Raw genomic sequence first — 13,049 nt, 5'->3', positions numbered from 1 at the left:
AAGTAATTATCTAAATAAATCACATTTAACTTTTTTTTTTAATTCCTATTTTTTATTATTAATATACTATATTTAGAGAAAAAATATATTTATTCTATTCTATAAACAAAATTATATCCAAAATTAACGGGGATTTACATGAATATAGTCAAAATAACTGTTTTAAAAACAACATTACAAGAAGATTTAGCTGAAGAATATGGAATTGACAATTTCACAACATGTCCTATGCTAAATGAAGGCGATGTTTTCTATGCAGATTACGCTAAGCCTGACGGATTCTGTGATGAAGCATGGAAGGCAATATATCAGTATGTATTTGCACTTGCACATGGAGCCGGTGAAGGCCTATTTTATTATAATGATTGGATAAAAGAGCCTGGTGTTGCAATTGTCTGTTGTAATGATGGTTTAAGACCAGTAATTTTCAAATTAGAAAAAACAGATATTGAATCTAAACCATAAACAAAATAATGTATTTAACCTATAATATTTTTTTTATTATTAATTTTAAACATAACTTTCAAATATACATTAATTAAATCAGAACTACCTGTATATTTATTAAAAAATTCATGGGTTAATAAAATGATGATATATGATGCTAAAAAAGGATAAGAACAATTACTTAAAAAAAGTATCATAACCCTATAATAAAAAGCTTTATTAATAGTGAGATTAATAAATTATATATGATCCCTATCTTAGGTTTTAAATTTTCTCATTTTTAGAATTTTAAATGCAGGTAGTAATATGAATATAAACAAAGAATCAATACGTGGTTTTTTAAAACAATGTGAAAGAGTTTTACGAGTTTCCAAAAAGCCAGATAACGAAGAATACAAAACCGTAGCAAAAGTTACCGGTTTAGGAATTATTGTTATAGGTTTGATAGGATTCGTGATTTCATTATTATCACAAGTATTATTCTATTCATAGATTGTTTTTTAGAAACTAAAGAGAATAATAAATTAAAATCAAAATATTATTTTTTATAATATTTAAGAGTAATAATGAATAAAAGAAATAATATCTTTTAAAACAATGATTGAAAAGTGAAAATATGTTTTACGCAATGAGAGTACTTATAGGACAAGAAAAAACAGTAGCCGCTTTATTAGCACAAAGTGTTAAACATGAAGACACAGGGATTTCTGCGATATTATCTCCAGAATCCATGCAAGGTTACATTTTTGTTGAATCAGATAAGGCATTAGATATGAGGCATCCTGCACTAAAAGTTCCTAATTTGAGAGGTTTAGTCGAAGGTGACGTGGATTTCGATGAGCTTAAAGCATTCTTAAATCCTGAACCCGCAATGGCTAATGTTTCAAAAGGTAGCATTGTTGAATTAACTTCAGGACCATTCAAAGGCGAAAAAGCTAAAGTGGTAAGAATTGATGAAGCTAAAGAAGATGTAGTATTGGAATTAATCGAAGCAGCAGTTCCAATACCTGTCACAGTAAAGGGTGACCAAATCAGATTAATACAAAGGGAGGCTGAATAGTGGCTAGTCAAACTATTGAAATCCTAGTGGAAGGTGGAAAAGCCACACCAGGACCACCATTAGGTCCAGCTATAGGTCCATTAGGTATTAATATGATGCAAGTTGTTGAAGAAATCAACAATAAAACCGCTGATTTCAATGGTATGAAAGTACCTGTAAAAATAACTGCTGATATGGATACAAAAGAATTCGAAATATCCATAGGTACACCACCTACAACAGCTCTAATTCTTGATGAATTAGGTATTGCAAGTGGTTCACATGAGCCAGGTACAGAAGTAGCAGCTGATTTCACAGTTGAACAAGCATTTAAAGTTGCTAGAATGAAATTCGATGATTTACTTGCAAACGATTACAAACACGCAACAAAAGAAGTAGTCGGTACATGTGTAAGTATGGGAATTAACGTTGAAGGAAAAGATGGACGTGAAACCCAAAAAGATATCGATAATGGAGATTATGACGAAGTATTTGAACAATAAATACTTTCCAAATAATCAAATTTCATAAAGTAACTATCATATTATATTAATCAATACGATTAGGCTTTTAATATAAAAATTTTATACAATGTACATTGTACATATTATTTTACACGTTGAACTTGATTTGAATTAATTAAATCCAGTTCTTTGGAGGAAATTAGATGACACAAGCAATTGAAGAAGCAGTGAAGAAGGTTAAAGAAGAAGCTAAACCGAGAAACTTCACACAGTCTATAGATGTGGTCATAACCATCAACGATTTAGACATAAATAAACCGGAAAACCGTATAGATGAAGAAGTGCTTCTCCCTAATGGACGTGGAAAAGATGTTAAAATCGCATTCATTGCTGAAGGTGAATTAGCATACCAAGCAGAACAAGCAGGCGCAGATCTTGTTATCAACAAAGAAAAATTAGAAGAATTAGGTAAAAACAGACCTCAAGCTAAAAAAATGGCTAACTCCTATGATTTCTTTGTAGCACAAACAGATTTAATGCCAACAGTTGGTAGATTCCTAGGACCTGTATTAGGACCAAGGAAAAAAATGCCTAAACCAATTCCAGCAAGTGCTGATCCAAATGTCATATTAGGTAGATTAAGAAGTACAATAAAAATAAGAGTGAAAGACCAACCTATAATACAATCTATTGTAGGATCAGAAAATATGTCTGAGCAAGAAATTGCTGAAAATATCGATGCTATAATGGATGTTCTTGATCGTAACTTAGAAAATGGTTCTAAACAGATTAGAGCAATGTATTTAAAAACTACAATGGGACCTGTAACGAGGGTGATTTAGATGCATCATGTTGCAGATTGGAAGAAAGAAAAAGTTGCAGAGTTAGAAGACTTAACAAAAGATCATGAAATCATTGGTATTGTAAACTTAGCTGATATCCCAGCACCTCAATTACAAACAATGAGAAAATCTTTATACGGTAAAGCAGTTATAAAAATGTCACGTAAAAATTTCATTAAACTTGCTTTAGAAAACGCTGACAACGAAAACTTAAAAGGTCTAGTAGATTACATTGATGGTCAACCAGCAATGGTCTTCACAGAAACAAATCCTTTCAAACTATTTAAAATCTTAGAAGATAGTAAAACGGAAGCTCCAGCAAAAGCTGGAAGTATTGCTCCAGCTGATATCGTAGTTCCAGCAGGAGATACATCTTTCCCACCAGGTCCAATTCTTGGTGAATTACAACAAGCAGGAATTCCTGCAAAAATAGATAAAGGAAAAATTGTTGTAACCGATGACGCAGTTGTTGTTGAAGAAGGAGACGAAATTTCAAAAGACGTTGCAGATATCTTAACAAAACTCGAAATTCATCCAATGGAAGTGGGAATAGATCTACTAGCAGTTTGTGAAGGAGATACAATATATACTGCAGATGTTCTTGAAATTGATGAAGAGGAAACTATTCAAACAATTCAAACAGCACATCAAAATGCTATTAACTTAGCAGTATTTGCAGGTATATACAACAGCGAATCTGCTCCTGTAATAGTACAGAAAGCAGCAAGAGACGCATTAAACTTAGCATTAAATGCTAATATATTAACTTCTGAAACAACTGATAAAATATTATCTAAAGCTTACTTACAAATGTTAGCTCTAGCAGGTAAATTATCAGCTGATGCATTAGATGACGAACTTAGTGAAAAATTAAGTTCACAAGCAGCAGCAGCTACAACCCCTGCAGAAGATAATACAGAAGAACCTGAAGAAGAACCTGAAGAAGAGGAAGAAGCTGCAGAAGAAGCTGCAGCAGTAGGTCTTGGCGCTCTCTTCGGATAATTGGAAGGCTACTAGTAAATAACGGAAAATCACTAATCTCAAAAGCAATTTGGGATTAACTTATAAAAAAAGATTAAAATATGAAAAATTGTATTAATTACAATATAAAATATAGAAAAAATAACAAAGGTGTATTAACATGGAATACGTATACGCAGCATTATTATTAAACGCAGCAGAAAAAGACATTAATGAAGAAAACGTTACAGCTGTATTATCCGCAGCTGGAGTAGAAGTAGACGATGCTAGAGTAAAAGCTTTAATCGCATCATTAGAAGATGTAGATATTGAAGAAGCAATCGCTACAGCAGCAGTAGCAGCTCCTGCAGCAGCAGCTGCAGCACCTTCTGAAGAAGAAGCAGAAGAAGAAGCTCCTGCTGAAGAAGAAGATGACGAAGAAGAAGCTGAAGCAGCAGCTGCAGCTGGATTAGGTGCACTTTTCGGATAAGTGCATTATCCTTTTCTTTTAATCTTTTTTTTATTATAACAATATTTTCTTATTCTAAATTAATTAAAATTCTATTTTTCTAGATATCTTTTTTTTTTTAAATGTTTTTCATATCCTGAATGTACTACTTTTTTATATAATAAAAAACATAAAGTTTTATATACTGAATAATTAAAATTACCTTATTATTTTTGTAATGTTTATTATTGAAGAATAATATTTTTAAATAAATTAACTAAGTGAGTATTTTATGACTTATGAACTTGAACAATTAGGATATAAGAAACAAGTCTGTCAAAAATGTGGAAATACTTTCTGGTCTATTCGTGAAAGAGCAACATGTGGAGACGCTCCATGTGATGAATATGAATTTATTGGAAATCCAGTGACAGATAAACAATATGATTTAATGGGAATACAAAAGAAATTTAAAGGTTTCTTTAAAGATCATGGTCATACTCCAATAAACAGGTATCCTGTTTTAGCAAAAAGATGGAGAAATGATGTATTTCTTGTAGGAGCAACAATTTACGACTTCCAGCCATGGGTAACTAGTGGTATGGTTAAACCTCCAGCAAATCCACTTACAATAGCACAACCATCAATTAGATTAAATGATGTAGATAATGTAGGAAGAACTGGAAGACATATGACATGTTTCACTATGGGTGCTCACCACGCATTTAATACTGAAGATAATCCAGTATACTGGAAAGATGAGACTCTAAGATATTGTCATGAATTCCTTGTAAGTATCGGAATAAATCCTGAAGAAATTACTTATATTGAATCATGGTGGAAAGGTGGAGGAAATGAAGGACCTTCATTTGAAATATGTGCATATGGTGTAGAACTTGCAACATTAGTTTTCATTCAATATGCTACAACAAAAGAGGGTCTTAAAGAAATTCCATTAAAAATTGTAGATACGGGTTATGGTCTAGAAAGAATTGCATGGGTAAGCCAAGGAACACCAACAGCATATGATGCAACTTTTGGACCTATGATTGACCAACTAACTGATATTAGTGGAGTAGAATTAGATAAAGAAATCTTATCAGAAAATGCACGAATTGCTGGTATGATGGATATTGAGGATATATCAGATTTAAAATTACTACGTAAAAAAGTAGCAAATAAATTATCTTTAGACTCAGATGTACTTAAAAAAGCAACAGCACCAATGGAAGCAATATACATAGTCGCAGATCACACAAGATGCTTAAGTTTCATGTTAGCAGATGGAATCATACCATCAAATGTAAAAGAAGGATACCTAGCAAGACTAGTATTAAGACGTACAGTAAAATACATGAAAGAATTAGGCTTAAATGAATCATTATCAGACATAATGAAAATGCAAGTAGACTACTTATCAAAAACATACCCTGAAATCAAAGATAACAAAGAACACATAATTAACATTACAGATTTAGAAGAAGAAAGATACAACACAACACTCCAAAAGGGAAGAAATCTAGTAAAAAGATCTATCAAAACTCTCAAAAAACAAAATAAAACATCCTTCCCAACAGACATGCTAATACAATTCTATGATTCACATGGTATACCACCAGAAACAGTAGAAGAAATATCCAAAGAAAATGCCTTTGAAGCTAACATACCTGATAATTTCTATACACAAATAGCAGCAGCACACGAAGAAGAAGAGGAAGAAGAAAAAGAACAAGTAGAACTAGATTACCCACCAACAAAACTATCATTCTACGATGACCTTAAACAGAGAACATTCCAAGCAAAAGTACTAGGAGTAGTAGATTCAAATAAAATAGTTCTAGACCAAACAATATACTACCCAGAAGGTGGAGGACAACCATCTGATGAAGGAACAATAACAAGAGCTGATGGAACAGAACTAAACATAATCTACGCAGAGAAAGTTAATGACGTAGTATTACATCAAGTAGCAGATGACGATGTATCAAAATTAGATGGAATAACTGGTGAAGAAATCACTGGAGAAATCGATGCACTACGCAGAGACCTTTTAACAAGAAACCATACAGCAACACACCTAGTAATATCCTCCGCAAGAAAAGTATTAGGAAAACATATCTGGCAGGCAGGAGCACAAAAAGGTGTGGATAAATCAAGAATCGACTTATCACACTATAAACGTATAAGCCACGAAGAATTACAGGAAATAGAAAAACTTGCAAATCAAAGAGTACAATCAAACATTCCTGTTAATATACAATGGTATGACAGAACAGATGCAGAACGTAAATATGGCTTCAGATTATACCAGGGAGGTATAGTTCCAGGTAAAAATATAAGAGTAGTAGAAATACCAGGAGTAGACGTAGAAGCCTGTGCAGGTACTCATTGTGAGAAAACTGGTGATGTTGGAGTAATTAAATTACTAAGAACTGAAAGAGTACAGGATGGTGTTGAAAGACTAGAATATGCTGTATCAGATTCAGGTATTAAGAAAATACAAGAAGACGATGATATAATAAGAGAAAGTAGTGATGTATTCGGAGTCGACCCAGAACAACTACCAAAAACTTGTGACAGATTCTTCAATGAATGGAAAGAACAACAAAAAACCATTAAATCACTAGAAAAACAACTAGCTGAAGCAAAAATATCCTCATTAAAAGATGAGGTAGAAGATATTAATGGTTACAATGTAATAACACAGGTACTATCAGTTAACCCAGGACAACTAAGAGAAATAGCAATTAACTTAGTTGAAAAAGATAAAATAGCCGATTTAGCTATATTACTAAATAATGAGGGTAATATTGTAGCTTCATCTAATGAAAAAATACTAGATAACGGTATGAAAATGGGCGATGTTATCATGGATATTGGTAAATTCCTTGGAGGTAGAGGTGGAGGAAAACCTACACTAGCACAAGGTGCTAAAATGACCAATCTTGATAAACAAGATGAAGCTTTTAATGAGATTAAAAATCAAATAAAAAGTTGGAACTAAGAGAAATTCTATTTCAATAATCGTTTCCAACACTACTTTTTTTCCTATAATTTTTTTAAGAATGTTTAATATAAGATAACATGATGATATCAATTTATTAAAGTAACATATCATATTTTCACTGTTAAAAATAGGATTTTAGCAGGATTGATACAAATTAATTTAATTATTATTTTTTTTATAAGATAACAGTATGCTAATTTAATAACAGAACATAAGGAGTGTTAATATGGCAAAAACAATAGAGGATATCCAGAAAAAATTAGATTCTGGAGATGCAGTAGTCCTTACAGCAGAAGAATTAAAAACAAAACTACGTGATGGTGAAGAAGTTACAGTGGATGATGTGGATGTTGTAACATGTGGTACTAGTGGTGTTATGTCTGGTACAGCAGCACTATTCCACATGCAAATTACTGAACCGGGAGCATTTACTAAAGCAAAAGAAGTATACATTAATGGAATACCAGCATATCCAGGACCATGTCCTAATGAATTACTAGGCTCTGTTGATGTAATATTATATGGAACAAATCATAGTCAGACCATTGAGGATTATGGTGGCGGATTTCTTATTAAGGATCTTATCAATGGTAAAGCTGTAGAAGTAAAAGTTATTGACTTAGAAGGTAATGAATTTACTAAAGAAGTAACCCTTGATGAAATGAATACAGCACGTATGATTGGAACAAGAATGGCATTTAAAAACTATAATTCTTTCACAAATCCACAAGCCAAGGCACAAAAATCAATCTTCAATGTTTCACCAATGGAAGGACCATATAATTCCTATTCCTTCTCTGGATGTGGGGATATAAACCCATTACAGAATGACCCAGAACAGAAAGTAATCACACCAGGTACAAAAATATTATTAAATGGTGCGGAGGGAGTGATTATTGATAATGGTACAAGAAGTAATCCTGAAAAACCTAACTTATTACTAACAGCTAATATTAAGGATATGAATTCATATTATGTTGGTGGTTTTAAAACAGGTCTAGGTCCAGAAGTATTTGATTCAGTAGCAATACCAATACCAGTACTTAATGAAGAAATATTAGAAAACTTAAAGGTATTAAATAAAGATATTCCATTGCCATTAGCTGATATTCATGGTAGACATTTACCAATAGATACTGTTGATTATACCATGTGGGATGGTGCAGATCTTAGACCAACAGTTGACCCAGACAGTTGTTTTAACTGTATTCCATGTCTTCCAGAAATATACTGCCCAGTACATGCATATAAGAAAGATAAAACAATAGACCCTGACTTATGTTATGGCTGTGGTTATTGTGCTACAGTATGTCCTAGAGGTGTTCCAAGCATAAATATGGGTAGTGTAACATTTGAAGCTGATGGTAAAGAGAAAACAATACCAGTAACTTGTCGTCAATCCGATAAAAAACGTGGTATGGACATATCAGAAGAACTTAAGAAAGACATTTTAGATGGTTCTTTCAAATTATAAATTTCTCTTTCCTTTATCTTTTTTTCATAAAACTTTCTTTACATATAAATAAATTGAAATAAAAATATATTACATATGATTAAAGCAGTATTTTTTGACATGGACGATACACTATACGATACTTCAGGTTTTGCTGCAATTGCACGTAGAGCTGCAGTAAAGTCCATGGTACATAATGGACTTAAATGTACCGAAGATGAAGGATACGATTGTCTAATGGAGATTGTTAAAGAAAAAGGTTCTAACTATGATAAACACTTTAATATTTTAACAAAAGAGATTAATGGGGATGAAGATCCGTTAATTATTGTGAATGGTATAATCACATATCACAACACCAAGTTTGCAATGTTAAAATTAGAACCAGAATCATTTTCCATATTATTATACTTGAAAAGTAAGGGTTATAAAGTTGGATTAATCACTAATGGTAAAGAAAATAAACAGTGGGAAAAATTAGTACGTCTTGGAGTATATCCATTCTTTGACGATGTTGTAACATCAGAGGCTGCAGGTGTAGAAAAACCAGACCCTGAAATATTTAAAATAGCAATGGATAGATTGAATGTTACAGCAGGTACTTCATTGATGATAGGTAATAATTTTGAAGTGGATATTCTTGGTGCATGTAAAGCAGGTATACAGAGTATGATAATTAACTCTAAACTAACACCTGAACAAAAGAAAATTCTTGATGAATCAAATTATAGTGTAACTGAATTAAATTCATTAATTGATTTAATGAAAATATTATAAGATATCCGTAACTTGTATATAATTCTTATAACATAAAATATAAATAGTTTGTACTTTTATAAGGGATTTAACAGTAATTAGAGGAGGTTAATAAAGTGGTACAGTCAGTAATTTTATATTCAGAAATTATTCCAACAGTTTTAGCTATTGTAGGATTATACTTTATAGGAACAGGTGTTTTAGATCATAAAAGGTTATTTACAGTTGTTGGTGTGATTTTATTCTGTTTAGCAGTAATTGTGCCGTTTGCTATACTGACTACTTTAATTTAATCTTTCTTCTAATTCTTTTTCTATTATTTTTTTATTTACATTTATTGGGCCGCGAGTCTCTATTTTATATTTCGTTGTTATTGCTGCAAATAAGCCTGCAGTGTATATTGAATCAGTATCCTGTTTTTTAGATATGTATGATGCTATGTATGTGTCGCCTAATCCTGTAGGATCAATATTTTTATCAGTTTTTATGGCGGGAATGTGTATTTTAGTATTATTTGTGTATATGTCTGAGCCTTGTTCTGCTTTTGTTATAATTATTGTTTTTAAATTATTTTCTGATATTATATTGTATACTTCATCATCACTTATTGATTCTAGATTAAATGCTTTTTTCATTTCATGGTTATCCAATGTGAGTGTATCTGTGTATTTTAGGTATTCTTCCTTATTTTTCCATGTTGTACTTATAACATTATTATGAGAATCTGTTGATCTTAGATATCCCTGTGCTGATAATATTGTTTCTATGTCATGTTCTTTGAGATATTTTATTGTTTCTGGTGGAATATCATAGGGGCATAAGGGTGACAGAATTGCGTAGCCATAATTTTTTAGATTAATATTGGTGTTTTCTATTTTTTGGGGTGTTATCGTGTTTGGTGGTAGTGTTGCTAGCTGTGTTCTTGTCATGTTTTCTTTGTAAATGTTTGTGTATTCCATTGTTTGGGGGTATGTTATTGTTTTTACTTGTTTTTTATCTGGAAATTCATCAATCATTTTTGCATCGTTTTCACCTATGGATATTATTGCAGTTGTTGATGTGTTTAATTGATGTAATGTACATATCTGGTAGTATGATGCACCACCAATATGGTTATATTCATGGTGTGGTGTAATGATTTTATCTTTTGTAACAGGACCTATAGTAAGTATCTTTTTTTTCATAGTTTAGAACACCTTGTCATAGTTTACTTTCTAAATTTCCCTCATGTAGTATTGTGCCCACAAGAAAATTATTGATATTCTTCATTTTGTATTCATGAATAGTTTTGTTTGTTAATCCACCAGCTATAAAGTGTGTGGTATGTGGAGTTAGTTTTATTATTTTTTCTGTTAGTTGAGTGTCGGACTGTTTTTTTGTACCTACTTGGGATATGTTTAGTATTATAGTATATTTTGGTTTTACTTTATTAATTAATTCAATTATATCCTTAAGTTCAATGTTATTATTTTTTAATAGAACCTGGTTATTTTTAATATCTATACTAAAAACTAATTGATTACTATCATAGTTCTTAAATATTTCATAAGTCTCTTCGATAGTGTCCATAGTTTCAGTAGCTAATATAGGGTAAGTACATTTATTTTCATCATTTCTAATATCCTTAATATCAGATATACCACTATCTAATAAAACAGGAATAATCTTATTTATACTGGATATTAATTCAAGGTTATCCCCCATATTTTCAATCTTATCAAGATCAGCAATATATAATGCTTTAGCACCTGCTTTTCTAAGATTCTTAGCAATATCTATGGGTGTATCACCATAAACACTGTTGAGATGAGTATAACTAGACCTGTTACCTGATTTACCACTAACACAGTCATTATTCATAATATCCATCACAGGAATAATCATAATAATCAAGACTTATAAATTAGAATTTCTTTTTTCAATGTATTCATCAACCGCATGGATACTAGCATCAATGGCATTCTCAGCTAAATTATTCGGTAGTGGTGCATCAGTATCTAAGTTAATATCTATATCAATATCAAAACTATCATTACCAGTATCTAAATTAATAGTAATATCAATATCTTCAAAGTCTTTTTTATTCATGTAATTTAATATATAGTTTGCAGAAGTAGTGTATGCTAAATTGATTATTTCGTCTACTTCTTCATCAGTTAGTTTTTTCATATCTAATAATCTCCTGTAAAAGTATATAATCAAAAAATAGTAAAATAAAAATAAAATTATATCCTTCAAAAAAAGTTTTTTTTATAATAAATTTTTTCTTATCAAAGGATTATTTTTTAAAAAAAGGGTATTATTCTATAGAAGAATTTTTTAATCTTCTATTTATTGCATTTGATTCATAGCTGTTTGAAGGCTTGATTGTAACTCTTCAAGTTTACTAGTTATACGTTTTTCTTGTTTGTCAATTGTTTTTTGTCTGATTTCGTACATTTCTATTTTATCTTTTAAATCTGCTTCAGATTCAGCTTTTGTTGTTTTGATAAGTAGAGGACCAGCTGTTTTATATACTTCAGCATCATCATCAGTTTTTGATAATTCATCTAAAGCTTTTTTAGATTCATTGAGTTGTAATGTTAAATTTTGTTTTTGTATAGCAATAGATTGAGCTTGTTGTTGTACTTGTTGGAATTGATTTAATTGTTCTTGTACATTTTCTGGTATATCCATTTATAATCACCTAATGTTTTTTTTTTTTTATATTAGAATAAATAACATATAATATATATTCTTATTTAATAAATTATAATAATATAATATATCTTTATTCTACTTTTTATATTTTTAATATTTTTGTGGATAGATTAATCCAACGAACGTATGAGTTAATAGATGCTCGTAGACTAACAACATCCTTTGATTTAATAGTTATGATAATTGAATTATTATCAAGATGCATAATAGTTTTTGATCTATCATTTCTAGAGAAAGATATTTCTGGCTTAATAGAATTATATATGATTTCAGCATCTCTTTCTGTGTCGAATTCAACTGTAAATACAGTTTCAACATTGTCTAGTATATTCTTTTCTTCCAATTCAATCACTAAATATTATTTTTTCTTAGAATATTTTATATCCTGTAACATATATTTTATATTTCACATCTAATCCTTTTTTATCTATGAATTTGATGGATGCAATATTATTTTTCTCATCATTATCCTCTATGATAATACAGTTTTGTTTGATTTTATCTGTAGGATTTAATGGTGTGAAGAATTCATTTAACTCATTTAATGCTTGAGATTTATTGATAAAAGTAATTTCCTCTTTATTTACGTTAATAGTATTTTTTTCCTGAGGTATTGATACATTTATATAAATACTATATAATGGATTATTCATGTCACTTTCAAGATCATATATATTTATAGCACTGGGATTACCTTTTGTTTCAGTTATAACAAGTAATTTGGAATAATCTTCATTTCTTGCCTGGTTAACTACTTTATTAAAACTGGTTTTTCCTCTATTAATGTATGTAGAGTTAAAGTAATGTTTTAAAAATTGTGCAAATCGTCTAGTAAGCTGTGATGGCTTTCTACTAGTTGTAATAACTAAATTAGAATTGGTAGTTAGTATCATGTTAATTATCTCATTATTAATCTTTTTGTATTCTATTTAT

The 13,049-nt window shown here is 30.5% G+C and carries 17 protein-coding genes; 11 read left to right on the top strand and 6 right to left on the bottom strand.

From position 1 onward, the window contains the following. Positions 1-138 precede the first annotated feature (138 nt). The 11 genes from OTK55_RS01260 (at position 139) to OTK55_RS01210 (ending at position 9,709) form a co-directional block, all read left to right on the top strand. Positions 139-465 carry a TIGR04076 family protein gene (locus OTK55_RS01260; RefSeq protein ID WP_274870108.1) on the top strand — a complete coding sequence of 109 codons (327 nt, stop codon included), beginning with the start codon at positions 139-141 and terminating at the stop codon, positions 463-465. A 288-nt stretch (positions 466-753) separates the two neighbouring features. Beyond that, entirely contained in the window at positions 754-939 is a 186-nt protein-coding gene (locus OTK55_RS01255; protein ID WP_274870106.1) for a protein translocase SEC61 complex subunit gamma, read from the top strand. A gap of 124 nt (positions 940-1,063) precedes the next feature. Beyond that, positions 1,064-1,507 (top strand): transcription elongation factor Spt5, encoded by a 444-nt coding sequence (locus OTK55_RS01250; protein WP_274870105.1) that lies wholly within the window; start codon positions 1,064-1,066, stop codon positions 1,505-1,507. Beyond that, positions 1,507-1,989 (top strand): 50S ribosomal protein L11, encoded by a 483-nt coding sequence (locus tag OTK55_RS01245; RefSeq protein WP_274870104.1) that lies wholly within the window; start codon positions 1,507-1,509, stop codon positions 1,987-1,989. The genes OTK55_RS01250 and OTK55_RS01245 overlap by 1 nt, the downstream gene beginning before the upstream one ends. A 164-nt stretch (positions 1,990-2,153) precedes the next feature. After that, positions 2,154-2,792, top strand: coding sequence for a 50S ribosomal protein L1 (locus tag OTK55_RS01240; protein ID WP_274870103.1), 639 nt, complete (start codon positions 2,154-2,156; stop codon positions 2,790-2,792). After that, positions 2,793-3,794, top strand: a complete 1,002-nt coding sequence (locus OTK55_RS01235; RefSeq protein ID WP_274870102.1) for a 50S ribosomal protein L10 — start codon at positions 2,793-2,795, stop codon at positions 3,792-3,794. Between the two features lie 139 nt (positions 3,795-3,933). Then, a complete protein-coding gene (gene rpl12p / locus OTK55_RS01230) occupies positions 3,934-4,242 on the top strand; it encodes a 50S ribosomal protein P1 (protein ID WP_274870101.1) in 309 nt (102 codons plus the stop codon). A gap of 250 nt (positions 4,243-4,492) precedes the next feature. Further along, complete coding sequence (gene alaS, locus OTK55_RS01225) at positions 4,493-7,204, top strand: alanine--tRNA ligase (protein WP_274870099.1); 2,712 nt, start codon at positions 4,493-4,495, stop codon at positions 7,202-7,204. Between the two features lie 229 nt (positions 7,205-7,433). Continuing rightward, positions 7,434-8,681 carry a methanogenesis marker 16 metalloprotein gene (locus OTK55_RS01220; protein WP_274870097.1) on the top strand — a complete coding sequence of 416 codons (1,248 nt, stop codon included), beginning with the start codon at positions 7,434-7,436 and terminating at the stop codon, positions 8,679-8,681. 75 nt (positions 8,682-8,756) lie between these two features. Further along, the gene (locus OTK55_RS01215; protein ID WP_274870096.1) at positions 8,757-9,437 is read left to right on the top strand and encodes a TIGR02253 family HAD-type hydrolase; all 681 of its coding nucleotides are present in this window, start codon (positions 8,757-8,759) and stop codon (positions 9,435-9,437) included. Positions 9,438-9,532: 95 nt separating this feature from the next. Then, positions 9,533-9,709, top strand: a complete 177-nt coding sequence (locus tag OTK55_RS01210) for a hypothetical protein (RefSeq protein ID WP_274870095.1) — start codon at positions 9,533-9,535, stop codon at positions 9,707-9,709. On the opposite strand, the gene OTK55_RS01205 is transcribed toward OTK55_RS01210, so the two are convergent. The 6 genes from OTK55_RS01205 to OTK55_RS01180 form a co-directional block, all read right to left on the bottom strand. Further along, a complete protein-coding gene (locus tag OTK55_RS01205) occupies positions 9,701-10,600 on the bottom strand; it encodes a PfkB family carbohydrate kinase (protein ID WP_274870093.1) in 900 nt (299 codons plus the stop codon). The two genes, OTK55_RS01210 and OTK55_RS01205, sit on opposite strands and share 9 nt — an antisense overlap. 16 nt (positions 10,601-10,616) lie before the next feature. Continuing rightward, positions 10,617-11,300, bottom strand: coding sequence for a HisA/HisF-related TIM barrel protein (locus OTK55_RS01200; RefSeq protein WP_274870092.1), 684 nt, complete (start codon positions 11,298-11,300; stop codon positions 10,617-10,619). Between the two features lie 12 nt (positions 11,301-11,312). Further along, the gene (locus OTK55_RS01195; RefSeq protein WP_274870091.1) at positions 11,313-11,585 is read right to left on the bottom strand and encodes a DUF3194 domain-containing protein; all 273 of its coding nucleotides are present in this window, start codon (positions 11,583-11,585) and stop codon (positions 11,313-11,315) included. A 162-nt stretch (positions 11,586-11,747) separates the two neighbouring features. Then, positions 11,748-12,092 (bottom strand): prefoldin subunit beta, encoded by a 345-nt coding sequence (locus OTK55_RS01190; RefSeq protein WP_274870090.1) that lies wholly within the window; start codon positions 12,090-12,092, stop codon positions 11,748-11,750. A gap of 106 nt (positions 12,093-12,198) precedes the next feature. Beyond that, a complete protein-coding gene (locus OTK55_RS01185) occupies positions 12,199-12,459 on the bottom strand; it encodes a KEOPS complex subunit Pcc1 (protein ID WP_274870088.1) in 261 nt (86 codons plus the stop codon). 25 nt (positions 12,460-12,484) lie between these two features. Then, on the bottom strand, positions 12,485-13,009 hold the full coding sequence (locus tag OTK55_RS01180; protein WP_274870087.1) for a hypothetical protein: 525 nt from the start codon (positions 13,007-13,009) through the stop codon (positions 12,485-12,487). Between the last annotated feature and the right edge of the window lie 40 nt (positions 13,010-13,049).

Source organism: Candidatus Methanosphaera massiliense (assembly GCF_028890305.1).
In the GTDB taxonomy this organism is placed as follows: Archaea; Methanobacteriota; Methanobacteria; order Methanobacteriales; family Methanobacteriaceae; genus Methanosphaera; species Methanosphaera massiliense.
This window is presented reverse-complemented; position numbering and strand designations above follow the sequence as displayed.

Bases quoted from the DNA above. Each gene is read 5' to 3' on its own strand.
- OTK55_RS01260 (WP_274870108.1), top strand. From the start codon at position 139: ATGAATATAGTCAAAATAACTGTTTTAAAAACAACATTACAAGAAGAT.
- OTK55_RS01255 (WP_274870106.1), top strand. From the start codon at position 754: ATGAATATAAACAAAGAATCAATACGTGGTTTTTTAAAACAATGTGAA.
- OTK55_RS01250 (WP_274870105.1), top strand. From the start codon at position 1,064: ATGTTTTACGCAATGAGAGTACTTATAGGACAAGAAAAAACAGTAGCC.
- OTK55_RS01240 (WP_274870103.1), top strand. From the start codon at position 2,154: ATGACACAAGCAATTGAAGAAGCAGTGAAGAAGGTTAAAGAAGAAGCT.
- OTK55_RS01235 (WP_274870102.1), top strand. From the start codon at position 2,793: ATGCATCATGTTGCAGATTGGAAGAAAGAAAAAGTTGCAGAGTTAGAA.
- rpl12p (WP_274870101.1), top strand. From the start codon at position 3,934: ATGGAATACGTATACGCAGCATTATTATTAAACGCAGCAGAAAAAGAC.
- alaS (WP_274870099.1), top strand. From the start codon at position 4,493: ATGACTTATGAACTTGAACAATTAGGATATAAGAAACAAGTCTGTCAA.
- OTK55_RS01220 (WP_274870097.1), top strand. From the start codon at position 7,434: ATGGCAAAAACAATAGAGGATATCCAGAAAAAATTAGATTCTGGAGAT.
- OTK55_RS01215 (WP_274870096.1), top strand. From the start codon at position 8,757: ATGATTAAAGCAGTATTTTTTGACATGGACGATACACTATACGATACT.
- OTK55_RS01205 (WP_274870093.1), bottom strand. From the start codon at position 10,600: ATGAAAAAAAAGATACTTACTATAGGTCCTGTTACAAAAGATAAAATC.
- OTK55_RS01200 (WP_274870092.1), bottom strand. From the start codon at position 11,300: ATGATTATTCCTGTGATGGATATTATGAATAATGACTGTGTTAGTGGT.
- OTK55_RS01195 (WP_274870091.1), bottom strand. From the start codon at position 11,585: ATGAAAAAACTAACTGATGAAGAAGTAGACGAAATAATCAATTTAGCA.
- OTK55_RS01190 (WP_274870090.1), bottom strand. From the start codon at position 12,092: ATGGATATACCAGAAAATGTACAAGAACAATTAAATCAATTCCAACAA.
- OTK55_RS01180 (WP_274870087.1), bottom strand. From the start codon at position 13,009: ATGATACTAACTACCAATTCTAATTTAGTTATTACAACTAGTAGAAAG.